The sequence below is a fragment of the Vulcaniibacterium tengchongense genome (assembly GCF_003814555.1).
In the GTDB taxonomy this organism is placed as follows: Bacteria; Pseudomonadota; Gammaproteobacteria; order Xanthomonadales; family Xanthomonadaceae; genus Vulcaniibacterium; species Vulcaniibacterium tengchongense.
This window is the reverse complement of record NZ_RKQN01000003.1, coordinates 105,535-130,550: the sequence shown is the minus strand read 5'-3', so window position 1 is coordinate 130,550 and position 25,016 is coordinate 105,535. Positions and strand designations below refer to the sequence as shown.

The window sequence follows — 25,016 nt, the reverse complement described above, 5'->3', positions numbered from 1 at the left end:
TTCAGCCCTTGGCTTCGGCGCAGACGATCTCGGCGCAGGCGACCTGCTCGCCGGCGACGCTGGCCACGCCGCTGTAGATCGCCACGTTGCGGATCACCCGCCTGAGCTCGACGGCGAGGTCGAGCCGGTCGCCGGGCACCACCATCTTGGTGAACTTGGCGCCGTCGATCTTGACCAGATAGAACAGCCGGCCGTCGGCCGTGGTCTGGCTGGACAGCTGGGTCAGCACGCCGCCGGCCTGCGCCAGCGCCTCCACCACCAGCACGCCCGGCATCACCGGATGGCCCGGGAAATGGCCCTGGAAGTAGGGCTCGTTGCAGGTGACGTTCTTGTAGGCGAGCACGCGCTTGTGCGGCTCGAATTCGACCACGCGATCGACCAGCAGGAACGGATAGCGGTGCGGCAGCAGCTTCTGGATCGCGCCGACGTCGAGGGGCAGTTGCACGTTTTCGGTCATGGACTTTCCTGGTGCGCGCGTCCGCTGCGCGGCGTTGACGTTGCCGCGGCCGGCAGGACCGTACGCGAGCTTCCCGGCGCGTATGGTACCGCGGCGGGCGCCGGTCCGGACGGCGACGACGTCGAGCTGCGCTCAGTCCGCGCCGCGCGCGCCGAGCCGGCGGGCGATGGCGTCGAGCTGCTTGAAGCGCGCCGCGCTCTTGCGCCAGCTGCGGTTGTCCATCAGCGGCGTGCCCGAGGAGTACTCGCCCGGTTCGCGGATCGAATGGGTGACCAGGCTCATCGCGGTGACCACCACCTTGTCGCAGATCTCCAGGTGGCCCAGCACGCCCGCGGCGCCGCCGATCAGGCAGTAGCGGCCGATCTTGGCGCTGCCGGCCACCGCCGAGCAGCCGGCCATCGCGGTGTGCGCGCCGATGCGGACGTTGTGGCCGATCTGGATCTGGTTGTCGAGGCGCACGTCCTCCTCGAGCACGGTGTCGTCGAGCGCGCCGCGGTCGATGGTGGTGTTGGCGCCGATCTCGCAGTCGTCGCCGACGACCACGCCGCCGAGCTGCGGCACGTTGAGCCAGCGGCCGTGCTCCATCGCCAGGCCGAAGCCGGCGGCGCCGAGCACCGCGCCGGGGTGGATCGTCACCCGCCGGCCCAGGCGCACGCGCGTCACCAGCGTCACCCGCGCGACCAGCTCGCAGCCCGCGCCGACCACGCAGTCCTCGCCGATCACGCAGCCCGGGCCGACCACCGCGCCGGCCTCGATGCGGCTGCGCGCGCCGATGCTGACGAAGGCGCCGACGTGCGCACCCGGATCGACCTGCGCGCTCGGGTCGATGTCGGCGGAAGGATGGATGCCCGGCGCGCGCCGCGGGCGCGGTTCGAACAGCGCCGCGATCCGGGCGAACGCGGCGTACGGGTCGCGCGCGACCAGCGCGGTGCCGGCATGCGCGGCGGCATCGTCCTCGCGCAGCACCACCACGCCGGCGCGGCTGTCGGCGAGCTGGGCGCGGTACTTCGGGTTGGCCAGGAACGCGAGCTGCTCCGCGCCGGCCTGCGCGAGCGTGGCGACGCCGCGCACGCGCGCGGCGCCGTCGCCGCGCAGGCCGAGGCCGAAGCGCTCGGCCAGTTCGGCGGCGGTGTAGGCGGTCCCGCTCACGGCCGTTCGCGGCGCCCGGGCGTCAGAACGTGCCGCCGAAGGTGAACTGCAGGCGCTCGAGCTCGTCGCCGTCCTCCTTCTTGATCGGGAAGGCGTAGCTGATCGAGATCGGGCCCATCGGCGAACGCCACATCAGGGCCACGCCGGTCGAGGCGCGCAGTTCCTTGGCGTCCCAGCTGTCGTAGTCCTTGTACACGTTGCCCACGTCGACGAAGGCGGACACGCGCGCGGCCGGGGTGTCGAGCAGGGTCGGGAAGTACATCTCCAGCGAGCCGATCGTCTTGAACGCGCCGCCGATCGACTGCTGGTAGCTGCTGCCGAGCGCGGTGTCGCGCGGGCCGAGGGTGTTGTCGGTGAAGCCGCGCACCGAGCGCACGCCGCCGGCGTAGAAGTTCTCGAAGAACGGCAGGCCGTCGGCGGTGATCGTGCGCAGGTAGTCCGGGGCGGACGGATTGCAGGCGTCGCCGGTCGAGGTGGTGCACAGGTGCCGGCTCACCGCGTCGCCGTAGCTGTCGCCATAGCCGAGTTCGGCGCGGGTGTTCAGCACGAAGTGGCGCGACAGCGGCCAGAACTTGGAGATGTTGTAGTTGAGCTTGTAGAACTCCACGGTCGAGCCGGGCAGGGTGGCCTCGAGCCAGATCCGCTGCTGCATGCCGCGGGTCGGCGTCAGGTAGCTGTCGAGCGAGTTGCGGCCCCAGCCGATCTCGGCGCGCCAGGAGTGGAAGGTGCGGCGGCCGAGCGCGTCGATGTAGTCGATCAGGCTCTCCGGCGTCGAGCCGCGGTAGGTGAGGATCTCGTTGCTGTCGATGCCGAGCATCGCCGTGACCGTGTCGGTCTCGGTGATCGGCAGGCCGAGCACCACCTGGCCCGCGCCGCTGGTGCTGGAGTACTGGGCGGTATTGAAGTCGGAGTAGTCCCACTCGCGCCACCACAGGTTGTAGCCGAGCGAGACGCCGCTGTCGGTGAAGTACGGGTTGACGAAGGAGAAGTCGTAGCGCTGCAGGTAGTCGTTGCGCTGCGCCTGCACCGACACGCGGTTGCCGCTGCCGAGGAAGTTGGTCTGCGACAGCTGGATCTGCGTGGTCAGGCCGGACAGCTGCGAATAGCCCAGGCCGAACACGAAGCTGCCGGAGGTGGTCTCCTTGACGTTGAACACCACGTCGACCTCGTCGTTGCTGCCCGGCACCGGCTGGGTCTCGACGTCCACCGTCTCGAAGTAGCCCAGCTGCTGCAGGCGGATCTTGGACCGGTCGATCGCCGCCTGCGAGTACCACGAGCCCTCGAACTGGCGCATCTCGCGCCGGATCACCTCGTCGCTGGTGCGGGTGTTGCCGCGCAGCACGATGCGGCGCACGTTGACGCGCGGGCCCGGCACCACCTGCATGTTGATGGCGACGGTCTTGTTCTCGCGGTCGACGTCCGGGATCGGGTTGACCTGGGCGAAGGCGTAGCCGACGTTGCTGAGCGTGGCGACGATCGCGTCGGAGCTGATCTCGAGCAGGCGGCGGGAGAAGATCTGTTCCGGCTTGACCAGCACCAGGCGTTCGATCTGCTCCTTCGGCAGCACCGTGTCGCCGCTGACCTGAACGCTGGAGACCTTGTACTGGTCGCCCTCGGTCACGCCGGCGGTGATGAACATGTCCTGGCGATCGGGGCTGATCGCCACCTGGGTGGAGTCGATGCTGACGTCGACGTAGCCGCGGTCGAGGTACCAGGAGTTGAGCTTCTCCAGGTCGCCGGACAGCTTCTCGCGCGAGTACTGGTCGTCGCGGCGGTACCAGCTCAGCCAGTTGTGCTCGCGCGATTCCCAGCCGGCGAGGATCTCCTCGTCGCCGAACTTCTCGTTGCCGATCAGGTTGATGTGGCGGATCTTGGCCGCCTTGCCTTCCTTGATGGCGATGGTGACGTCGACGCGGTTGCGGTCCAGGCGCGAAACGGTCGGGGTGATCTCGACGTTGTACTTGCCGCGGTTGTTGTACTGGCGGGTCAGCTCCTGGGTGACGCGGTCCAGCGCGAGGCGGTCGAAGGTGTCGCCCTCGGCCAGGCCGGCTTCCTTCAGGCCCTTGAGCAGGTCCTCGGTCTTGATGTCCTTGTTGCCGCTCAGGGTGAGCTTGTTGATCGCCGGACGCTCGGCCACGGTCACGACCAGGATGTCGCCCTGGCGGTCCAGGCGGACGTCCTCGAAGAAGCCGGTCTTGTACAGCGCGCGGATCGCCTCGCCGGCGCGCGCGCTGTCCATGGTGTCGCCGCGCTCGACCGGCAGGTAGGTGAACACCGTGCCGGCGGAGATGCGCTGCAGGCCGTCGATGCGGATGTCGCCGACCACGAACGAACCGGCGGTCGCGGCCGCGTCCTGCCCCGGCAGCGCGAACGGATCGGCCGTCTGCGCCCACGCGGTGGAACCCGCGGCCGGCGCCAGCGCGGCGGCGAGGGCGAGAGCGAGCAGGCGGCGATTGGGGTTTCGCGTCATCGTTGCGTCCGGTTGAGGGTCGTTGTGGCCCGGAACCGGGCGTCGGGTCGAGGCGAGGTGTGCGGTAAGCGTGGCCGGCATCAGCGCACCAGGTTGTTCACGATGTCGTTGTAGAACGCCAGGCCCATCAGGCCGGCGATCAGCGCCAAGCCGACGTACTGCCCGGCCGCCATCACGCGTTCGCTGACCGGGCTGCCTTTGACCAGCTCGATAAGGTAATACAGCAGGTGACCGCCGTCCAAGATCGGGATCGGCAAGAGATTCAGGATGCCGAGGCTCAGCGACAGCATCGCGAGGATGGTCAGGAACCAGGCCGGCCCCTGCTGCGCGCCCGCGTTGGCCGCGCGCGCGATGGTGATCGGGCCGGCGACGGTGTTCTGCACCGAGACGCGGCCGGTGAACGCACGGCCGATCATCGCCAGCAGTTCGCGCGACTGGTGCGCGGTCTCCGCGAACGCCGCCGGCACCGCGGCGAGCGCGCCGTAGCGCAGCACCGCGTCCTTCGCCGGCTCCTGCGCGCGCGCCGCGGCCACGCCCAGGCCCCAGTACTCGCGGCCGTCGTCCGGGCGCTTCATCCGCGCCGGCGCGATCTCCAGCGCGAGCCGCTCGTCCTTGCGCGCGACCTCGATCATCGCCGGGCCGCCGCGCTCGCCCAGCTTCTGCAGCAGCGGCGGGATGTCGTCCCAGGTCGCGACCGGCTCGCCGTCGATCGCGGTGATGCGATCGCCCTCGGCGAGCACGCCCCAGGCCGGCGTGCCGGGCGCGACCCGGCCGATCACCGCCGGCACCAGCAGGTGCCGCGGCGTCAGGCCGATCGCCTCGACCGCGCGACGCTCGTCGAAGCCCTTGGGCAACTGCGACAGGCGCAGCTCGTAGGTGCTCTCGCCGCCGTCGCGGCGATGCACGCGCACGGCGACGTCGCGGCGGTCGAGCGCGGCAGGCAGCAGCGCCAGCTGCACCTCGCTCCAGGTCGGCGTGGCGCGGTCGCCGACGGCGAGCACGGTGTCGCCGCCGTGCAGCCCGGCCGCGGCGGCGAGGCCTTCGGTGTGCCCGAGCACCGGCGCGTAGTCCGGCCGGCCGATCACGAACATCGCCCACAGCAGGCCGACGCACAGCACCAGGTTGGCGAGCGGGCCGGCGACCACGATCGCGATGCGCTTCCACACCGGCTGCCGGTTGAACGCCTGGGCCGCGAGCTCGGGTGGAACCGGGCCTTCGCGCTCGTCGAGCATCTTGACGTAGCCGCCGAGCGGGATCGCGGCGATCGCGTACTCGGTGCCGTCGCGCCCGCGGCGCAGCCACAGCGGCTTGCCGAAACCGACCGAGAAGCGCAGCACCCGCACGCCGCAGCGGCGCGCTACCCAGAAGTGGCCGAATTCGTGGAAGGTGACCAGGATGCCGAGGCTGACGATCAGCCACCAGATCGAGCCGAAGAACTCACTCATGCTTGTCGACGCTCGGAAAGGCGGCTCAGGGATGGGTGGCGACGGCCTGCTCGACGCGCCGCCGCGCCCGGGCGTCGGCGTCGCGCAGGGCCGCCAGCGAGGTCGCCGGGGTGGAGGGAAGCGCGGCGAGGGCGTCCTCGACCAGCGCGGGTATCGCTAGGAAACCGATGCGGCGCTGAAGAAACGCTGAAACCGCCGCCTCGTTGGCGGCGTTGAGCACCGCCGGCGCGGTGCCGCCCTCGGCCAGCGCGGCGAACGCCAGGCGCAGGCAGGGGAAGGCGTCCAGGTCCGGCGGCTCGAAATCGAGCCGGCCGTGCGCCAGCAGGTCCAGTCCGGCCACGCCCGAGGCGATGCGCTCGGGCCAGGCGAAGCCGACCGCCAGCGCGGTGCGCATGTCCGGCAGGCCGAGCTGGGCGAGGGTGGAGCCGTCGACGAACTCGACCAGCGAATGCACCAGGCTCTGCGGATGCACCAGCACCTCGATGCGCTCGCCGGCGACGCCGAACAGGTGGTGGGCCTCGATCACCTCCAGGCCCTTGTTCATCAGCGTGGCCGAGTCGACCGAGATCTTCGGCCCCATCGACCACTTCGGGTGCGCGATGGCCTGCTCCGGCGTCACCGCGCCCAGCTCGTCGCGCCGGCGGCCGCGGAACGGCCCGCCGGAGGCGGTGAGCAGGATCCGGCGCAGCCCGGCGCGCGCCTGCGCGTCGGGCAGGCACTGGAAGATCGCGTTGTGCTCGCTGTCGATCGGCACCACGGTCGCGCCGGCTTCGCGCGCGGCGCGCATCAGCAGCTCGCCGGCCAGCACCAGCGACTCCTTGTTCGCCAGCAGCAGGCGCTTGCCGGCGCGGGCCGCGGCCAGGGTCGAGGGCAGGCCGGCGGCGCCGACGATCGCCGCGACCACGGTGTCGCAGTCCTCGCCCGCGACCAGCGCCTCCAGCGCCTCGTCCCCGCAATGCGCCTGCGTCGCCAGGCCGCGCCCGCGCAGGCCGTCGCGCAGCGCCGGGTAGGCGCCGGCGTGGGCGACCACCGCGTGCCGCGGCCGATGGCGCTCGCACAGCGCGAGCAGCGCGTCGACGTTGCGGCCGGCGGCCAGCACCGTCGCGTGCAGGCGGTCGGGGTGGCGCGCGATCACGTCCAGCGCGGACGCGCCGATCGACCCGGTGGCGCCCAGTACGGCGACGCGGCGCTGCATCAGAACCCCATCACGGCCTTGCCGAGCGCGAACGCCGGCAACGCGGCGAGCACGCCGTCGATGCGGTCGAGGATGCCGCCGTGGCCCGGGATCAGGTGCCCGGAGTCCTTCACCCCGGCATGGCGCTTGAGCAGGCTCTCGAACAGGTCGCCGACCACCGAGAACAGCACGGTCGCCAGCGCCACCAGCGCGACCGCCGGCAATTGCGCCGGCTTGGCCCCGGCGACCAGCGCGAAGACGGCGCCGGCCGCGACGCCGGCGACCGCGCCGCCGATCAGGCCCTCGACGGTCTTGTTCGGGCTGACCCGCGGCGCCAGCTTGCGCCTGCCGAAGCGGCGCCCGGCGAAGTAGGCCCCGGTGTCGGCGGCCCAGACGACCGCCAGCGCGGTCAGCAGCCAGCGGTGGCCGTTCGGCGGCGCGTAGTGGATCCAGGCCAGCGCGCACCATGCCGGAATCGTCGCCAGCGCGCCGGCGGCCAGCTTGAACGCGCGCGCGTAGCCGGCGTGGTCGCTGGCGAAGCCGTAGCGGCCCAGCCACAGCAGCGCCAGCAGCCACCAGACCACGCCGGCCACCGCCGCCATCTGGAACAGCACCAGGGTGTAGCCGGTGCCGGTGCGCGACGCCCAGACGATCGCCACCATCAGCGCCAGGTGCGCCACCAGCAGCACGGTGCGCGCCAGGGTGTCCTCGATCTCGGCCAGGTCGAACCATTCCCACAGCCCGGCCAGCAGGATCACCGCGCCCAGCGCCACCATCCACGGCGTCGGCAGCAACAGGATCGCGGCGATCGCCAGGGGCGTCATCACCAGCGCGGCGAGCAGGCGGGTTCGGGTCATTCGGCGGTCTCGGATTTCGGGGCGGCGATCTGCGCGCCGGTCAGGCCGAAGCGGCGCTCGCGCCCGGCATAGTCGTCCAGCGCGCGCTGCAGTGTCGCCGCATCCAATTCGGGCCACAACAGATCGGTGAACCACAGTTCGGTGTAGGCCATCTGCCAGAGCAGGAAGTTGCTGATGCGCATCTCGCCGCCGGTGCGGATGAACAGATCCGGCGGCGGCAGGTCGGCCAGGCACACGCGCGCGCCCAACGCGGCTTCGTCGATGGCCTCCGGCGCGAGCCGCCCGGCGGCCACGTCCTCGGCCAGCGCGCGCGCGGCGCGGGCGATGTCCCAGCGGCCGCCGTAGCTGGCGGCGACCGTGAGGTGCAGGCGCGCGTTGCCGGCGGTGCGCGCCTCGGCCGCGTCCATCTGCTTGCGGATGGTCTCGCCGAAGCGCTCGCGTTCGCCGATGAACCGCACCCGCACGCCGCGGCGGTGCAGCTCGTCGACCTCGCGCTCCAGCGCGTTGAGGAACAGCTTCATCAGCGCGCCGACCTCCTCCTCCGGCCGGCCCCAGTTCTCGCTGGAGAAGGCGAACAGGGTCAGCGCCTCGACGCCGCGCTCGAGGCAGAAGTCGATGCAGACGTTGACCGCGCGCGCGCCGGCGCGATGGCCGACGGCGCGCGGGCGGCGCCGGCGCTCGGCCCAGCGGCCGTTGCCGTCCATGATGACGGCGATGTGGCGCGGCAGGCGCGCGGGCGCGGCGGTGGCGGAAGCGGCGGCCATGGCGGGACGGGCGCGCCCGTCAAACCGCCATCAGTTCTTGTTCCTTGGCCTTGATCACCTCGTCCACGTCCTTGATCGCGGCGTCGGTGATCTTCTGGATCTCCGCCTCGGCGCGCGCCGCGTCGTCCTCGGTCACCTGCCTGTCCTTCAGCAGCTCCTTGACGTGGTGGTTGGCGTCGCGGCGGATGTTGCGGATCGCGACCTTGGCGTCCTCGCCGGCGGCGTGCACGACCTTGGTCAGCTCGCGGCGGCGCTCCTCGGTCAGCGGGGGCAGGTTGAGGCGGATCACCTGGCCGGCGGTGTTCGGGGTCAGGCCGAGGTCGGAGGCCAGGATCGCCTTCTCGACCGGGCCCACCATCTGCTTCTCCCACGGGGTGATGGTCAGCGAGCGGGCGTCGGACACCGCCACCGTGGCGACCTGCGACAGCGGCACGTCCGAGCCGTAGTAGTTGACCTTGAGGTGGTCGACCAGCGCGGTCGAGGCGCGGCCGGTGCGTACCTTGACCAGCTCGTGGCGAAACGCCTCGACGCTCTTGGCCATGCGGGTCTGGGCGTCTTTCTTGATTTCGTTGAGCATCGCCGGCTCCGGTCCTTGTAACGGTAAGCGCGGGATTATAGGCGCTCCGGCCGGGGCCGGGAGCGCGCCCCGGGCCGCCGTTCAGTGCCGATGGCCGTGCGGGGCGCGGACGTGGCGGTCGTGCTCGCAGGCGGTCCCGAACTCGACCTGCAGGGTCGGGTGGTTGATGCCGAAGCGCTCGTCCAGGGCGTGGTTGAGGCGGTCGAGGAAGGCGTCGTGGCCGGCGCTGCCGTCGCGCACCAGGTGCGCGGTCATCGCGATCTCGCCGGCGCCGAGCGACCAGATGTGCAGGTGATGCACCGCGCTCACGCCGGGCTGCGCGGCGAGGAAGGCCTCGACCTCGCGCCGGTCGATCGCCGGCGGCACCGCGTCCATGGCGGCGTCGAAGCTCTCCCGCAGCAGGCCGAACGCGCCGACCGCGATCACCGCGCCGACCAGCAGCGCCGTCGCCGGGTCCAGCCAGGACCAGCCCAGCCACCACATTCCGGCGCCGGCCAGCACCGCCGCCAGCGACACCGCCGCGTCCGCGACCAGGTGCAGGAAGGCGCCGCGGCGGTTGAGGTCGTGGGCATGGCCGTCGCGCACCAGCCAGGCCGCGCCGAGATTGACCGCGATGCCGACCGCGGCCACCGCCATCACCGGCAGCGCCGGGATCTGCGGCGGCGCGCCGAAGCGGCGCAGCGCCTCCCAGGCCAGCGCGCCGGAGAAGCCGACCAGCAGCAGGGCGTTGGCCAGCGGCGAGAGCAGGGTGGCGCGGCGCCAGCCGTAGGTGTGGCGCTCGGTCGGCGCGCGCCGCGCCAGCGCCGCCGCGGCCCAGGCCAGCCCGAGGCCGAGCACGTCGCCGAGGTTGTGCAGCGCGTCCGACAGCAGCGCCAGCGAATTGGTCGCGAAGCCGTAGCCGGCCTCGAGCGCGGTATAGGCCAGGTTGATCAGGGTGACCGCGGCGAACGCGCGGGTGCCGCCGTGGACGTGGTCGTGGCCGTGGTGCGCATGCATGGCGCGCATCCTCGCCCGTGGCCGCGGGCGGACACAATTACGCGCCGATGGCTGTCGCCGGCACCCCGATCCTCGGCGCAAGCGGAAGAGGGCGTCGCGGGTGCGGCGAACCGTGCGTGCCGATCGCGGCGCGTGGAGTTCGGTCCGCGCCGCGCAAGCGGCCCCGACGTTCGGCGCCGCCGCGCCCGGTCGCGCCAGGCCGTCCCGCGCGAGGACGGGCGATGCGCTCGTGGCCGGCAAGCGCGTGGACGCCAGCCATTCCCCTCCGGCCTGCGGAGAGCGCCGGGGTGGCCCGATCAGCCGCGCCCCTGCACCAGTGTGCCGATGTTCTCGCCGCGCAGGATCCGCAGCAGCTGGCCCGGCTGGCCCATGTCGAAGATGCGCAGCGGCAGGTCGCTGTCGCGGCACAGGGCGAAGGCGGCGGTGTCCATCACCTGCAGGTCGCGGGCGATGACCTCGTCGTAGCTGAGCTTGTCGAAGCGGACCGCGTCGGCGTGCTTCTTCGGGTCCTTGTCGTAGACGCCGTCGACCTTGGTCGCCTTCAGCAGCAGGTCGGCGCCGATCTCGATCGCGCGCAGCGCGGCGCCCGAGTCGGTGGTGAAGAACGGGTTGCCGGTGCCGGCGGCGAAGATGGCGATGCGGCCCTTCTCCAGATGGCGGATCGCGCGCCGGCGGATGTAGTCCTCGCAGACGTCGTTGATCTTGATCGCGCTCATCACCCGGCACCTGGCGCCGAGCTTCTCCAGCGCGTCCTGCATCGCCAGCGCGTTGATCACGGTGGCGAGCATGCCCATCTGGTCGCCGGTGACCCGGTCCATGCCGCCGGCGGCCAGGCCGGCGCCGCGGAAGATGTTGCCGCCGCCGATCACCAGCGCGACCTCGGCGCCGGCCTGCTGGGCCTCGATCACCTCGCGGGCGAGGCGGCCGATCATCTTCGGGTCGATGCCGTAATCCTCGTCTCCCATCAGCGCCTCGCCGGACAGTTTGAGCAGGACACGGCGATAGGCGAGCTGGGACATGGGGACCTCGGCGTGGGGTAGACAAACGTGCGGATTGTACGGGATCGCGGTGCCGGCTCCGCGTATCCGCAGCGGTCCGGACCGGGCCCGGGGTGGGGAAGTGGTCCGCCGCCTGCGTTGTCTGCGGTATGGACGCCGATTTCAGCCCGCCGCCGCTCGCACTGCGCCGCCGCGCGCACGCGTCCGTGCGTCCGTCGTGCTACAACAGCGCCCGAGGGCGGTCGCTGCGACCGGCGATCCGCGTCCTGCGGTTCTCCGGACGGCGGCCGGCCCGTCACGTTCTCTTCGCCGGCCCGCTTGCCCCCGACTATGTGCCCGTTGCGCCGCCCCCGGATACCCCTGCATCGCCGCCGCGTGGCCGCAGCGGGGGGACGGTGAACCGGGGAGGCGGCATGCACGGATCGCCCGAGGAGCGGGTGCCGGGGCCCGCCGCGACACCTGCGGACGGGTTCGAGCGCTTCCTGCGCGAGCACCAGGCGGCGCTGCTGGGCTTCCTCGCCCGCCGCAGCAACGAGGAGGACGCGAAGGACGCCGCCCAGGAAACCCTGGTGCGGCTGATGCGCTACCGCGCGCAGCCGCCCGAGCAGCTGCGCGCGCTGATGTACCGGATCGCGCTGAACGTGCTGAACGACCGCGGCCGGCGCGATTCCAGCCGGCAGTCCGCCGCGCACGTGAGCCTGGACGAGGACTTCCACGGCCTGCCCTCGCCCGAGCCGAGCCACGACCAGCGCATCGCCCACGAGCAGGAGCTGGCGCTGGTGCGCGCGGCGATCCTGCAACTGCCGGCGCGCTGCCGGCAGGTCTACCTGCTCAACCGCATCGAGGGCCTGAGCTACAGCGAGATCGCCCGCCATTGCGGCATTTCGGTCAAGGCCGTGGAGAAGCACATCGGCAAGGCGCTGGGGCTGCTGCGCCAGCGCCTGAAGCAGGGCGGCTACGCCCAGGACAAGGACGAGGAACGATGATGAGCCCGAGCATCGGCAAGGACACCCGCGACGGAGCGCAGCGCCAGGCCGAGGCCTGGCTGGCGCGGCTGGATTCGCCCGAATGCGATGCGCGCGAACGCGCGGCGTTCGAGGCCTGGCTGGCGCAGTCTCCGGAACACATCGACGCCTACCTGCAGGCCGAGCGCGTGCACGCGCTGGCCGCGGCCCTCGCCGGCGACGAACTGCTGCGTGCGGCGGCCCGGCGGGAGCGGCGCCGTGCCGCATCCTCCTGGCGCCGGCCGCGGCGCTGGCTGGCCAGCGCCGCGGTGCTGCTGGTGGCGATCGGCGCGGCGGCGCTGTGGCGGCCGCATTCGCCGCCGGCGCAGGTGCAGCAGTTCGCCACCGCGGCCGGCGAACTGCGCCAGGTCGCGCTGGCCGACGGCACCCGGCTGTGGCTGGACGCCGGCTCCGCGGTGGAGACCCGTTACGGCGAGGAACGGGTGGTGGAGCTGCGGCGCGGCCGCATCCAGGTGGACGTCGCCGCCGATCCCGGGCGTCCGTTCCGGGTCCGCGCCGGGGCGGGCACGATCCGCGACATCGGCACCGTGTTCCAGGTGAGCCGTCGGGGCGAGGCGGTCGACGTCGGCCTGCTCGAGGGCGAAGTCGAGGTGTCGGTGGGGACCGGGGCCGAGCGGCGCAGCAGCCGGCTGCGGCCGGGCGAGCAGGTCGCGATCGACCCCTCCGGCAGGCTGCAGCCGAAGCGGCCGCTGGACCTGGCCGTGGCGCAGGCCTGGCCGCGGGGCGACCTGGTGTTCAAGCAGCGCCGCCTGGACGAATTGCTGGCCGAGATGAACCGCTATTCGCCGGTGCAGCTGCGCCTGGCCGACCCGGCCCTGGGCGCCCTGACCGTGAGCGGCGTGTTCCACGCCGGCGACCAGGACGCCCTGGTGGCGGCGCTGGAGCAGGGCTGGTCGCTGCGCGCCGAGCGCGTCGGCGAGCGCGAGATCGTCCTGCACCCGCCGCGGCGCTGAGATCCGCGGCTGCGCCGCGTGCCGCGGCGCAGTCTTGCATTCCGCCTTCCGCCCTTCTGCGCCCGCATCGGGCGGATCGGCGCGGCCTCGCCGCGTCGGGCGATCCGCGCCGGCGCGACGCGATGCATTGCGCGAGCACGCCGGCTTCACATAATGTGCGGCTTCCGCTCGTTCGCCGCGCCGTTGAATGGCCAGGTCTGCACGCTTCGCCTACGCCTTCTTCGGAGCCCTCGGCCTGGCGTTTTTCGCGGCTCCCGCACCGGCCGGCCAGCGCGAGGCCGGCGCGGCGCTGCGCCTGAGCATCCCCGCCGGCACCCTCGACCGCGCGCTGCAGGCGCTGGCGACCCAGGCGCGGATCCAGATCCTGTACCCGCCGGAGCTGGTCGAGGGGCGCAAGGCGCCGGGCCTGCAGTTGCGGCTGCCTCCGGCGCAGGCCCTGCAGGCGCTGCTGCGCGGCTCCGGGCTGGAAGCGGTCGCGGTGTCCGGCAACGCCTACGTGTTGCGCCGCGCAGCCCTCCCGCCGCCGCGGCCGCAACCGCCCGGGAAACCGCGCCCGGATCCGGCGGTGGAGTTGGAGACGGTGCAGGTCACCGGCACCCACATCCCGCGCGCCAGCCTCGACGTGCTGACTCCGGCGCCGCTGACCGTGATCGGCCGGGCCGAGATCGAAGCCAGCGGGCAGCAATCGCTGTTCGAACTGCTGAGCTATCAGCCCGGCATGATCGGCCTGCATCCGGTCGAGATCGCCAGCGAAGGCAGCCTGGGCACCCAGCAGCTGTACGGCGCGGCCGCGTCCTCCAGCCTGTACGGCCTCGGTCCCCGCGCGACCCTGTTCCTGGTCGATGGCCGGCGCGTGGCCAGCTACGGGCTGATCTCGGCCGAGCTTGGCGGCCTCACCGACCTCGACGGCATTCCGCTGAGCATGATCGAGCGGATCGAGATCATGCGCGGCGGCGCGTCGGCGATCTACGGCGCGGACGCGATGGCCGGCGTGGTCAACATCATCCTCAAGCGGGACCAGCGCGGCGAGGAAGCCACCTTGCGCTACGGCGCATCGGAACGCGGCGACGCCGAACAATTGCGCCTGACCTTCAGCCACGGCCAGCCAACGCGCGGCGGCGGCAGCCTGCTGCTCGGCGCCGACCTGTTCCACCGCGAGGGGCTGCTCGGCGGCCAGCGCGAGTGGCGCAGCGACGACCTGCGCCGGTTCGGCCTCGGCGACTACCGCATCCAGCTGGGCTACCTCGGTCCGGACGGCCGCGTGATCCGGCCGGCGTGCCCGGCCGCGCAGCGCGACGCGCAGGGCGGCTGCGCGCTCGACCAGGCGCGCCACGTCACCCTGCAGCCGGAGCTGGAGAGCCGCACCGTCTACGCCAACCTGCAGCAGCCGTTGGCGGACTCGCTCGAACTGCGTGCGGACCTGCGCCTGGGGCGCGTCGAGCAGCGCCTGCAAGGGGCGCCGATGTTCACGACCGTGACGCTGCCGGCCAGCCACCCGGACGCGATCCGCTACCAGGGCCGCTCCGCGCCGCTGGCCTACGCCTTCTTCGACGTCGGGCCGGTGCGCAGCCGCAACGAGGCCGACGTCCGCGACCTGACCGTCGGCCTCGCCGGAACCCGCGACCGCTGGCAATGGCAGTTCGACCTGGCGCATCACCGCAACGACGCCGGGAACACGATCGACGGCCTGGTCATGCAGGACCGGCTGAACCAGGCCGTCGCCGAGCGCAGCTACCGCTTCAACGGCGCCGGTAATCCGCCAGACGTGCTGGCGTGGCTGGCGCCGCGGCTGCGCTCGCGCGGGCGGGCGCAGTTGGACCAGGCGCTGTTCTCGGCGAATGCGCCGGTGTTCGAGCTGCCCGGCGGCACCGCCCAGGTCGCCGCCGGCGGCGAGTTCGGCAGGGACGCGCTGCGCAGCGAGCCCGACCCGCGCATCCTCGAGCGCGACGTGGTCGGCGGCACGCAGAAGCCGCGGCTCGACGCCCACCGCTACCAGTCGGCGCTCTATGCCGAGCTGAGCCTGCCGGTGCTGCGCCGCCTGCACGCCGACGTGGCCTGGCGGCTGGACCACATCCAGGGCTACGGCAGCGAGGTCTCGCCCAAGCTGGGCCTGAAATGGAACGCGTTGCCGACCCTGACCTTGCGCGGCACCGCCGCCACCGGCTATCGCGCGCCGTCGCTGTTCGAACTGCGCAGCCCCAGCACCCTGAGCGGCTTCCACCGGCTGCTGCCGATGCAGCCGGCGATGGCGCCCTGCGCGGTGGCGATCCCGATGGGCGATGCGGTCTGGTGCGCGCTCACGGTCGGCTCGAAGGAGAACCCGGATCTGCAGCCGGAGACCTCGCGCAGCCATACCCTCGGCGCGGTATGGGCGCCGTCGTCGCGGTTCGAACTCAGCCTCGACCATTTCAGCATCCGGCGCCGCAACGAGATCGTCGTCACCGACGCGGTGACGCACCCGGAGCTGTTCCCGCAGGCGCTCGAGCGCGACGCGAGCGGTCGGCTGGTCGCGATCAACGACTACTACGAGAACCTCGGCCGCACCCGGGTGCAAGGCTGGGAACTGCAGGCGTCCTACCGCCTGGATACCGCGCGCTTCGGCCGCTACGCCTTGCGCCTGAGCGGCCATTACCTGGACGAGTTCGCGACCCGGGCGCACGCCGGCGCGCCCGAGATCGACCGCACCGGCTACGACCGGCCGCGCCACTCCGCGCTGGCCGGCATCCAGTGGTCGTACCGCGACTGGAACACCGCGCTGAACCTGCATGCGCTGGGGCCGGTGAAGATCGGCGAGCCGGGCGCGCCGTGCCCGCCGCGCAACGCCGCGGCGGGCAAGTGCACCACGCCGGCTTCGCGCACGCTCGACCTGCACCTGGCCTACGCCGGCATCCCCGGCTGGCGCCTCGCGCTCAACATCGACAACCTCACCGACCGCGAGCCGGCGAACTACGCCGCGACCAAGGGCGGCTACGACCTGGCCTACGACGACCCGCGCGGGCGCTATTACCTGCTCAGCGCCAGCTACCGTTTCTGAGTCCCGGGCGCTCCGCTCCCGGCGCCGCCCGTTGCCACGCGCGGACGAAAAAAGCAGGTGAAGAAAAGGTAGGGGGGTGGCGCATCCGCTGCGTTATGGAGGTCGAGTCCCTTCTACGGAGGGGTCTTCGGCGCCAGGGATGGCGCATTTCCGAACAGTCCGGACGCACTGGCCCGGCGCGCGGGCGGCTCCGACGGGGCCGCCCGTGCCGGCAGGACGCCACGCAACGCAGGACGCGATGCGACGCCGGGACAAAGCCGCGGACGCAGGACGCGTCCGCGGCCCGGGGCGCCCGGAGGGCGCGAACAAGCGCGTCGCCCACGCGCAGCAGCTCTGCCAGGACGGCACCGCGGCCGGTTTCCACGGGACCGGCCGCAGCATCGCCGCAGCGCGCGGCGGATCCGGAGACGCCCAGGACGGGTATCTCCGGATTTTTTTTGTCCCCGTCCAGCCGCCCGCAGGCCGGCGGGGCGCTCGAGCCGTCGGCGGTCCGGGCGCCGGGCCGGGGTCGGGGGGCTGCACTGCGGCCGGTCCGCCCATGCGCCTACGGCGAAGGGCGGGGAGCGCGGACCCCGGCGCGCGGGCGCGTGGCGGCGAGCCCATCGCCGGGCCAGGGCGAGGTTTCGCGTCGATCGCCGGCGCGGTTCGGCCGGAACCGCGCAAAAAACGAAGGCCGCGATCGCTCGCGGCCTTCGCATGCGCGGGAAGCGGTGGCGGCTTACGCCAGGCCGGCCTGCTTCATCACCTCGGCGGCGTAGTCCTCGACCACCTTCTCGATGCCCTCGCCGACGGCCAGGCGCTGGCTGCTGACGACTTCGGCGCCGGCGGCCTTGAGCACCTGCTCGACGGTCTGGTTGGTGTCCAGCACGTACGGCTGGCCGTACAGGGTGACCTCGTTGACGATCTTGGCGATCTTGCCGCCGATGATCTTCTCCAGGATCTCCGCCGGCTTGGCCTTGTCCTTCTCGCTCATCTTCGCCAGCTCGATCTCCTTCTCCTTGGCGACGAACTCGGCCGGCACGTCGCTGGCCTTGATGTAGGGCGGGTTCATCGCCGCGACGTGCATGGCCAGGCCGCGGGCCAGCTCGGCGTCGCCGCCCTTGAGCTCGACCAGCACGCCGATGCGGCCGCCGTGGACGTAGGCGGCGACGTTGTGGGCGCTGTCGACGCGCACCAGGCGACGCACCTGCACGTTCTCGCCGACCTTGGCGATGACCGCGGCGCGGCCTTCCTCGACGGTCTCGCCGGAGGCGAGCTTGGCGCTCTTCAGCGCCTCGGCGTCGGCGGCGCCGGAGGCCAGCGCGGCCTGGGCCACGGCCTCGGCGAAGCCCAGGAAGTTGCTGTCCTTGGCGACGAAGTCGGTCTCGGAGTTGACCTCGACCAGCACGGCCTTGCCGCCGTCCTGGGCCACGGCGATGCGGCCCTCGGCGGCGACGCGGCCGGCCTTCTTGTCGGCCTTGGCCAGGCCGGCCTTGCGCAGCCACTCGGCGGCGGCGTCGATGTCGCCGTTGTTCTCGGTGAGCGCCTTCTTGCACTCCATCATGCCGGCGCCGGTGCGCTCGCGCAGTTCCTTGACCAGGGAAGCGGTGATTTCTGCCATGGGTGACCTCGAAATGGTGTGTCGATCCGGGCGCAGCGAGGAGCCTGCTCAGCGGCGGCGAGCCGGAAGCGGGAAGCAGGTTCCCCGCTGCGCCCGGGCGACGGGTAAAGGGGCGGCGTACGGCGCGCGTACGGGCGGCGCGGCCGCGCATGATCGCGCGGCCGCGTGAGGCGGGTCTTACTCGGCGGCCTCGGCCTTCTTGGCCGCCTTCTTGGCCGGGGCGCGGCGCGGCTTGCGCTCGTCCTTGCCTTCCTGGCCTTCGCCGGCCTCCACGAACTCCTCCTCGCGGACCGAGGCGGCCGACGGCGCGGCGGCCTTGCCCTCGAGCACGGCGTCGGCGGCGGCGCGGGCGTACAGCTGCACGGCGCGGATCGCGTCGTCGTTGCCCGGGATGGCGTAGTCCACCAGGTTCGGGTCGTAGTTGGTATCGACCACGGCCACGACCGGGATGCCGAGCTTCTTGGCTTCCTTGATCGCGATGTCCTCGTGGCCGATGTCGATCACGAACAGCGCGTCGGGCAGGCGGTTCATGTCCTTGATGCCGCCCAGCGAGGCCTCGAGCTTCTCGCGCTCGCGGCGCAGGGCCAGCACTTCGTGCTTGACCAGGCGCTCGAAGGTGCCGTCGGTCTCGGCCGCCTCGAGTTCCTTCAGGCGCTGCACCGACTGCTTGACCGTGCGGAAGTTGGTCAGGGTGCCGCCCAGCCAGCGCTGGGTCATGTACGGCATGCCGCAGCGCTCGGCCTCTTCCTTGACCGCGTCGCGCGCGGAGCGCTTGGTGCCGACGAACAGGATGATGCCGCGCTTCTGCGCGACGCCCGAGATGAAGTTCATCGCGTCGTTGAACAGCGGAACCGTCTTCTCGAGGTTGATGATGTGGATCTTGCCGCGCGCGCCGAAGATGTACGGGCCCATCTTCGGGTTCCAGTAGCGGGTCTGGTGGCCGAAATGGACGCCGGCTTCCAGCATCTGGCGCATGGTGATCTGGGGCATTGCGATGACTCCGGGCAGTGGAACCCGCCGCCGTCGTAACGGGTGGGGCGGCCGCCCGCGGCGGGCGCGGGCCTGGGTTCCGGGGTTGGGCCTCCCCGCCGCGTCCGCGACCAGATCCGCGCGCTTGGACGCGCGGACACCCCGGCACGGAACGTGGGCGGCGGGTGTGTATTCGCCTGCGCGGGCACCTGCGGAACCCCGCGCTGCGCCCGGCGTGGGCGCGCGGACGGCCTCGTGGAGAGGGCGGCTGCGAAGCGGGCAATTGTAGCCGCCGGGGCGGTCGCGGGCAAACCGCGGCGCGGCCGGACCCTGAACGGGCTCCCGATGGGGGATAATGCCGCCATGCCCGTCACCCTCAAGACCCCCGAAGAGATCGAGAAGATGCGCGTCGCCGGCCGCCTGGCCGCCGAGGTGCTGCAGGTCGTCGCCCCGTACGTGAAGCCCGGGGTGACCACCGATGAGCTCGACCGCATCTGCCACGACCACATCGTCAACGTGCAGGGGGCGATCCCCGCGAACGTCGGCTACAAGGGCTTTCCCAAGACCATCTGCACGTCGGTCAACAACGTCATCTGCCACGGCATCCCGAGCCCGGCCAAGGTGCTCAAGGACGGCGACATCCTCAACATCGACGTCACCGTGATCAAGGACGGCTGGCATGGCGACACCAGCCGGATGTACTACGTCGGCACGCCCTCGGTGATGGCGCGGCGCCTGGTCGAGGTGACCCGCGAGGCGATGTTCCGCGGCATCCGCGCGGTGCGCCCGGGCGCGACCCTGGGCGATATCGGCCATGCGATCCAGAGCTATGCCGAGTCCGAGCGCTTCAGCGTGGTGCGCGAGTACTGCGGCCACGGCATCGGCCGGATCTATCACGAGGACCCGCAGGTGCTGCATTACGGCCGGCCGGGCGAGGGCCTGGTGCTGAAGCCGGGCATGACCTTCACCGTCGAGCCGATGATCAACGAGGGCAGCCGCCACACCCGCCTGCTGCCGGACGGCTGGACCGTGGTGACCAAGGACCGCAAGCTGTCGGCGCAGTGGGAGCACACCGTCGCCGTGACCGAGGACGGGGTCGAGATCCTGACCCGGCTCCCCGGGGACGACAACGACCTATGACCGGCTCCGCCGCCGACGGCGACGCGGCGGCGCCGTCGGCGGGCCGCGACGCCGGCGCGATCCGCCAGGCGCTGGCCGCCACCGACGCCGCGCTGGCCGCGCGTTTCGACTCCGGAGAGGACGTCGACCGCCTGCTGCGCGCGCGCGCCGACGCGGTCGACGCGCAGATCCGCGCGGCCTGGCGCGCCTCGGTAGCGGCGGGCGCGCCGCTGGCGCTGTTCGCGGTCGGCGGCTACGGCCGCGGCGAGCTGTTCCCGCAGTCCGACATCGACCTGCTGGTGCTGGCCGAAGCCGAGGCGCAGGCGCTGTACGGCGACGCGCTGGCGCGCTTCTTCGCGCGGCTGTGGGACGCCGGCCTGCCGCTCGGCCACGCGGTGCGCTCGGCCGCGCAGTGCGCCGAGGCGGCGGCCGCGGACATCACCGTGCTGACCGCGATGCTGGAGGCGCGCCCGCTCGAGGCCGACGCCGCGGCGCTGCACGCGCTGCAGGCGGCGATCGCGCCGGCGCGGGCCTGGCCGGCGCGCGAGTTCTTCCTCGCCAAGCGCGAGGAACTGCGCCTGCGCCACGCGCGCTACGGCGACACCGCCGACAACCTCGAGCCCAACCTCAAGGAAGGCCCCGGCGGCCTGCGCGACGTGCAGACCCTGCGCTGGATGGCGCTGCGCATCGTCGGCACCGGCGACCTGGAGTCGCTGGTCGCGATCGGCCAGTTCGGCGCCGACGAGCTGGCCACGCTGGAACGCGAGCGCCGCACCCTGTCGCGGCTGCGCTTCGGCCTGCACCTGGTCGCCGGCCGGCGCGAGGAGCGCTTGCGCTTCGACCACCAGAAGCGGCTGGCCGAGCGCCTCGGCCACGTCGACGACGCCGACAACCTCGCGGTCGAGCAGATGATGCAGGGCTTCTACCGCAGCGCCGCGCTGGTGCTGCGGATCGGCGAGCGCCTGCTGCAGCGCTTCGAGGAGCAGATCGAGGGCGAGGCGCCGCCGCTGCCGCTGGACGACGCGTTCGAGCTGCGCCGCGGCTACCTGGCCGCGCGCGATCCGGCCTGGCCGCGCGACGCCTTCGAGGTGTTCGCGCTGTTCGCGACCTGGGCGGCGCACGACGAGGTGCGCGGGCTGCATTCGCGCACGGCTCGCGCCCTGGCCGAGTCGCTGGCGCGGGTGCCGGCGTTCCAGCAGGCCGAGCCGGCCCTGCGCGAGCGCTTCCTGGCGCTGCTGCGCGGCCCGCATCCGGTGCACGCGCTGGAGCGCATGGCGCGGCTGGGCGTGCTCGGGCGCTGGATCCCGGCGTTCGCGCGCGTGTCCGGGCGCATGCAGTTCGACCTGTTCCACGTCTACACCGTCGACCAGCACACGCTGGCGGTGCTGCGCAACCTGGCGCGCTTCGCCTCGGGCGTGGCCGACGAGCGCTTCAGCATCGCCCACGAGGTCTGGCCGCGCCTGCGCAAGCCCGAGCTGCTGCTGCTGGCTGGGCTTTTCCACGACATCGCCAAGGGCCGCGGCGGCGACCATTCCGAGCTCGGCGCCGAGGACGCGCGCATCTTCTGCGGCACGCTCGGCCTGTCGCAGGCCGACGCGGCGCTGGTCGAGTGGCTGGTGCGGCACCACCTGCTGATGTCGGTGACCGCGCAGAAGCAGGACATCGCCGATCCGGAGGTGATCCACCGCTTCGCCGCCCGCGTCGCCGACCGCGAGCGCCTCGATCACCTCTACCTGCTGACCTGCGCCGACATCGCCGGCACCTCGCCGAAGCTGTGGAACGCCTGGAAGGACCGGCTGCTGGCCGACCTGTACACCGCCACGCGCCTAGCCTTGCGGCGCGGCCTGGAGCATCCGGTCGCGGCGGCCGAGCGCGCCGCCGAGACCCGCGACACCGCGCGCGCGATGCTGCGCGCGCTCGGCGTGGCGGACGATGAAATCGACGCGCTGTACGCGCGCATGCCCGAGACCGGGTTCGAGCGCGGGCGGCCGGACCAAGTGGCCTGGCAGGCGGCTTCGCTGCGCGACGTCGCGCCCGGCGAGACCCGGGTGCGGGTGCGCGCGCTCGGCGGGCAGGGCGGCGCGCACGCGGGTGCGCTCGAGGTGTTCGTGCATTCGCCGGACCGCGACGGCCTGTTCGCGGCGATCGTGGCCACGCTCGACCGCCTTGGCTTGGCGATCCAGCAGGCGCGGGTGCTGGACGGGCCGCGGGGCACGATCTTCGACACCTTCGAGGTGGTGCCGGTGGACCCGCGCTGCCCGCCCGCGCCGCAGGAGGTCGAACGCGGCCTGGAGGGCGCCCTGGCCGGGCCGCTCGACCGCATCCGCCCGGCGCGGCGCGCGCTGCCGCGGCACCTGCGCCACTTCCGCATCGCGCCGCAGGTGGGTTTCGACGCCACCGCCAACGGCCGCACCCTGCTCAGCCTGGTCTGCACCGACCGGCCCGGCCTGTTGGCCGACGTGGCCCAGGTCATCCGCGACCAGGCCCTGCGCGTGCACGACGCGCGCATCGCCACCTTCGGCGAGCGCGCCGAGGACGTGTTCCAGATCACCGACGGGCGCGACCGCGCCCTCGACGAAAGCCAACAACAGGCGCTGCGCGACGCGCTGCTCGCCTGCCTCGACGGAGAAGCCGCATGAGTCCCGCCAAGCCCGCCAAGAGCTCCCGCAAGACCGCCGCGCGCAAGAAGGCGCCGCCGAAAGGGCCGGGCCCGGACGAGCTGAAGTTCATGGTCGACAGCGCCTTCGAGCGCCGCACCATGCTGACCCTGGACGAGATCGAAGGCTCGACCCGGCCGACCGTGGAGCGCGTGATCGCCGGCCTGGAAAGCGGCGAGTTCCGCGTCGCCGAGCCGGACGGGCAGGGCGGCTGGAAGGTCAACGAGTGGCTCAAGAAGGCGGTGCTGCTGTACTTCCGCGTCAACGACATGCAGCTGGTCGAGGCCGCGCCCGCGCCGTTCTGGGACAAGGTGCCCGCGCGCTTCGTCGGCTACGACGAGGCCGGCTTCCGCAAGCTCGGCGCGCGCGTGGTGCCCGGCGCGATCGCCCGCCGCGGCAGCTACATCGGCAAGGATGTGGTGCTGATGCCCAGCTTCGTCAACATCGGCGCCCACGTCGGCGAAGGCACGATGGTCGACACCTGGGCCACGGTCGGTTCCTGCGCCCAGGTCGGCAAGCACTGCCACCTGTCCGGCGGCGCCGGCATCGGCGGCGTGCTGGAGCCGCTGCAGGCCAGCCCGACGATCATCGAGGACCACTGCTTCATCGGCGCGCGCTCGGAGGTGGTGGAAGGCGTGGTCGTCGGCCACCACAGCGTGATCGGCATGGGCGTGTTCCTCGGCCAGAGCACCCGCATCTACAACCGCATGACCGGCGAGATCACGTACGGCTACGTGCCGCCGTACAGCGTGGTCGTCTCCGGCCAGCTGCCGGCCAAGGACGGCTCGCACTCGCTGTACTGCGCGGTGATCGTCAAGCAGGTCGACGCGAAGACGCGCAGCAAGACCAGCATCAACGAGCTGCTGCGCGGGCTGGCGGAGTAGCGGGGCGCATCCCCGCGAAGGCGGGGATCCGGCCACCGGTACGTCTGCTAGGAGCGAAGCCGCGCGGTGCTTCGCGGGACGACGGCATCACGTTTCCCGCGTTACACGCATCGCCCGATCGAGAGCGGAACATGACGACGCTGTACGGACTGGACAACTGCGACACCTGCAAGAAAGCGCGGAAGTGGCTCGACCGCTTCGGCGTCGCCCACACCTTCGTCGACTATCGCGACCACCGCCAGTCGCCGGAGACGCTGGCCGAGTGGAAGGACAAGCTCGGCGGCTGGGACGCGATGATCAACAAGTCCTCGACCACCTGGCGCAACCTGCCGCCGAACCGCAAGACCCCCGGTTCGGACGCCGAGTGGAAGCTGCTGCTGAAGGAGTACCCGCAGCTGATCCGCCGGCCGGTGGTGGTCACCGATGACGGCGAGGTCAGCCAGGGCTTCAGCGACAACGGCTTCAAGCGGCGTTTCGGCTGAAACGCAGCGGAGGAAGGCATGGAGATCGACGGAAGGCGTACGGGGAACGCCGGGGACGGGCAGCGCAAGCGCCGCGACCGGCTCTCGTTCCCCGTTCCTCTTCACCGCGTTGCCCGTCCCGGGGGCAGGCGATGAGCGACGTCCTCGACCTGGCCTGCGACCTGATCGCGCGCCCCTCGGTGACGCCGGACGACGCCGGCTGCCAGGCGCTGCTCGCGCGGCGGCTGGAAGCGGCCGGCTTCCGTTGCGAGCGCCTGCGCTTCGGCGCGGTCGACAACCTGTGGGCGACGCATGGCGAGGCCGGCGCGCCGACGCTGGTGCTGCTCGGCCATACCGACGTGGTGCCGCCCGGCCCGCGCGAGGCCTGGGCCAGCGATCCGTTCGCGCCGCAGGTCCGCGACGGCGTGCTGTACGGCCGCGGCGCGGCGGACATGAAGGGCAGCGTGGCGGCGTTCGTGGTCGCCGCCGAGCGCTTCGTGCGGGCGCGCCCCGGGCACGCCGGCCGGCTCGCGATCCTGCTGACCTCGGACGAGGAAGGCGATGCGATCGACGGCGTGCGCAGGGTCGCGGAGACCTTCCGCGCACGCGGGGAGCGCCTCGACTGGTGCGTCACCGGCGAACCCTCGTCGAAGCAGGTCCTCGGCGACCTGCTGCGCGTCGGGCGCCGCGGCAGCCTCTCGGCGACGTTGCGCGTGCGCGGCGTGCAGGGCCACGTCGCCTACCCGGAAAAGGCGCGCAACCCGGTGCACCAGGCGCTGCCGGCGCTGGCCGAACTGGCCGCGCGGCGTTGGGACGAAGGGTACGAGAGCTTCCCGCCCACCAGCCTGCAGGTCAGCAACGTGCACGCCGGCACCGGCGCCAACAACGTGATCCCGGGCGAGCTGCAGGTGCTGTTCAACCTGCGCTACAACCCGCACTGGACGGCGGCGCGGCTGGAGCGCGAATGCGAGGCCGTCCTGCGCGCGCATGGCCTCGATTACGCGGTCGCCTGGCACCGCAGCGGCGAGCCGTTCTACACCCCGGAGGGCCCGCTGCGCGTGGCCGCGCGCGAGGTGCTGGCGCGTTTCGCCGGGGCCGCGCCGGAGGAGAGCACCGGCGGCGGCACCTCCGACGCCCGCTTCATCGCGCCGCTGGGCGCGCAATGCGTGGAGATCGGCCCGGTCAACGCCAGCATCCACAAGGTCGACGAGCACGTGCGCGTGGCCGACCTGGAGGCGCTGCCGGAACTGTATCTGGCGTTGATCGCGCGTTTGCTGGGCTAGCGCCCTCGCCCCAACCCCTCTCCCGCTTGCGGGGCTTTGGACTCGTCGCCGCATCGGCGCCGACCGCGAGACCCGAGGCGGGGCTTGGGGCCGCGTCGTCGCGCATTGCCGGCCGCGGCGCCCGGGGAATCCCTCGCCCGCTTG

The 25,016-nt window shown here is 72.5% G+C and carries 19 protein-coding genes and 1 pseudogene; 8 read left to right on the top strand and 12 right to left on the bottom strand.

What is annotated here, in order from left to right; translation table 11 throughout:
• Position 1 precedes the first annotated feature (1 nt).
• From fabZ to pyrH, 10 genes are all read right to left on the bottom strand, one after another.
• Positions 2-457, bottom strand: a complete 456-nt coding sequence (gene fabZ, locus EDC50_RS11045) for a 3-hydroxyacyl-ACP dehydratase FabZ (RefSeq protein ID WP_123770548.1) — start codon at positions 455-457, stop codon at positions 2-4.
• A 132-nt stretch (positions 458-589) separates the two neighbouring features.
• On the bottom strand, positions 590-1,606 hold the full coding sequence (lpxD, locus tag EDC50_RS11040; protein WP_123770547.1) for a UDP-3-O-(3-hydroxymyristoyl)glucosamine N-acyltransferase: 1,017 nt from the start codon (positions 1,604-1,606) through the stop codon (positions 590-592).
• 22 nt (positions 1,607-1,628) lie between these two features.
• Complete coding sequence (bamA, locus tag EDC50_RS11035; RefSeq protein ID WP_123770546.1) at positions 1,629-4,076, bottom strand: outer membrane protein assembly factor BamA; 2,448 nt, start codon at positions 4,074-4,076, stop codon at positions 1,629-1,631.
• 80 nt (positions 4,077-4,156) lie between these two features.
• Complete coding sequence (rseP, locus tag EDC50_RS11030) at positions 4,157-5,521, bottom strand: RIP metalloprotease RseP (protein ID WP_123770545.1); 1,365 nt, start codon at positions 5,519-5,521, stop codon at positions 4,157-4,159.
• A gap of 25 nt (positions 5,522-5,546) precedes the next feature.
• Entirely contained in the window at positions 5,547-6,716 is a 1,170-nt protein-coding gene (locus EDC50_RS11025) for a 1-deoxy-D-xylulose-5-phosphate reductoisomerase (RefSeq protein ID WP_123770544.1), read from the bottom strand.
• A complete protein-coding gene (locus tag EDC50_RS11020; protein WP_123770543.1) occupies positions 6,716-7,552 on the bottom strand; it encodes a phosphatidate cytidylyltransferase in 837 nt (278 codons plus the stop codon). The genes EDC50_RS11025 and EDC50_RS11020 overlap by 1 nt, the downstream gene beginning before the upstream one ends.
• Positions 7,549-8,316 (bottom strand): polyprenyl diphosphate synthase, encoded by a 768-nt coding sequence (gene uppS, locus EDC50_RS11015; RefSeq protein ID WP_123770542.1) that lies wholly within the window; start codon positions 8,314-8,316, stop codon positions 7,549-7,551. Before uppS ends, EDC50_RS11020 begins: the two co-directional genes overlap by 4 nt.
• Before the next feature lie 19 nt (positions 8,317-8,335).
• Positions 8,336-8,893, bottom strand: coding sequence for a ribosome recycling factor (gene frr / locus EDC50_RS11010; protein ID WP_123770541.1), 558 nt, complete (start codon positions 8,891-8,893; stop codon positions 8,336-8,338).
• 81 nt (positions 8,894-8,974) lie between these two features.
• The gene (locus EDC50_RS11005) at positions 8,975-9,889 is read right to left on the bottom strand and encodes a cation diffusion facilitator family transporter (protein ID WP_123770540.1); all 915 of its coding nucleotides are present in this window, start codon (positions 9,887-9,889) and stop codon (positions 8,975-8,977) included.
• Between the two features lie 296 nt (positions 9,890-10,185).
• Positions 10,186-10,908 (bottom strand): UMP kinase, encoded by a 723-nt coding sequence (gene pyrH, locus EDC50_RS11000; RefSeq protein ID WP_123770539.1) that lies wholly within the window; start codon positions 10,906-10,908, stop codon positions 10,186-10,188.
• A gap of 392 nt (positions 10,909-11,300) precedes the next feature.
• Between pyrH and EDC50_RS10995 the strand changes: the two genes are divergently transcribed.
• The 3 genes from EDC50_RS10995 to EDC50_RS10985 all read left to right on the top strand — a co-directional run bounded on the left by EDC50_RS10995 (position 11,301) and on the right by EDC50_RS10985 (position 15,899).
• The gene (locus EDC50_RS10995; protein WP_123770538.1) at positions 11,301-11,873 is read left to right on the top strand and encodes an RNA polymerase sigma factor; all 573 of its coding nucleotides are present in this window, start codon (positions 11,301-11,303) and stop codon (positions 11,871-11,873) included.
• Positions 11,873-12,865, top strand: a complete 993-nt coding sequence (locus EDC50_RS10990) for a FecR family protein (protein ID WP_158635686.1) — start codon at positions 11,873-11,875, stop codon at positions 12,863-12,865. The genes EDC50_RS10995 and EDC50_RS10990 overlap by 1 nt, the downstream gene beginning before the upstream one ends.
• Positions 12,866-13,052: 187 nt before the next feature.
• Positions 13,053-15,899 (top strand): TonB-dependent receptor, encoded by a 2,847-nt coding sequence (locus EDC50_RS10985; protein ID WP_123770536.1) that lies wholly within the window; start codon positions 13,053-13,055, stop codon positions 15,897-15,899.
• A gap of 718 nt (positions 15,900-16,617) precedes the next feature.
• On the opposite strand, the gene tsf is transcribed toward EDC50_RS10985, so the two are convergent.
• Positions 16,618-17,499, bottom strand: a complete 882-nt coding sequence (gene tsf / locus EDC50_RS10980) for a translation elongation factor Ts (RefSeq protein ID WP_123770535.1) — start codon at positions 17,497-17,499, stop codon at positions 16,618-16,620.
• 177 nt (positions 17,500-17,676) lie between these two features.
• A complete protein-coding gene (rpsB, locus tag EDC50_RS10975) occupies positions 17,677-18,489 on the bottom strand; it encodes a 30S ribosomal protein S2 (RefSeq protein WP_123770534.1) in 813 nt (270 codons plus the stop codon).
• 324 nt (positions 18,490-18,813) lie between these two features.
• On the opposite strand from rpsB, the gene map reads away from it, so the two are divergent.
• From map to dapE, 5 genes and pseudogenes are all read left to right on the top strand, one after another.
• Positions 18,814-19,608: a type I methionyl aminopeptidase gene (gene map / locus EDC50_RS10970; RefSeq protein ID WP_425477917.1), complete on the top strand. Its 795-nt coding sequence runs from the start codon at positions 18,814-18,816 to the stop codon at positions 19,606-19,608.
• On the top strand, positions 19,605-22,226 hold the full coding sequence (glnD, locus tag EDC50_RS10965; RefSeq protein ID WP_123770532.1) for a [protein-PII] uridylyltransferase: 2,622 nt from the start codon (positions 19,605-19,607) through the stop codon (positions 22,224-22,226). Before map ends, glnD begins: the two co-directional genes overlap by 4 nt.
• A gap of 29 nt (positions 22,227-22,255) precedes the next feature.
• Positions 22,256-23,128, top strand: a pseudogene (gene dapD / locus EDC50_RS10960) (2,3,4,5-tetrahydropyridine-2,6-dicarboxylate N-succinyltransferase); the annotation flags it as partial.
• A 131-nt stretch (positions 23,129-23,259) separates the two neighbouring features.
• A complete protein-coding gene (locus tag EDC50_RS10955) occupies positions 23,260-23,610 on the top strand; it encodes a Spx/MgsR family RNA polymerase-binding regulatory protein (protein WP_123770530.1) in 351 nt (116 codons plus the stop codon).
• A 131-nt stretch (positions 23,611-23,741) separates the two neighbouring features.
• Positions 23,742-24,872: a succinyl-diaminopimelate desuccinylase gene (gene dapE, locus EDC50_RS10950; protein WP_123770529.1), complete on the top strand. Its 1,131-nt coding sequence runs from the start codon at positions 23,742-23,744 to the stop codon at positions 24,870-24,872.
• The last annotated feature ends 144 nt before the right edge of the window (positions 24,873-25,016 follow it).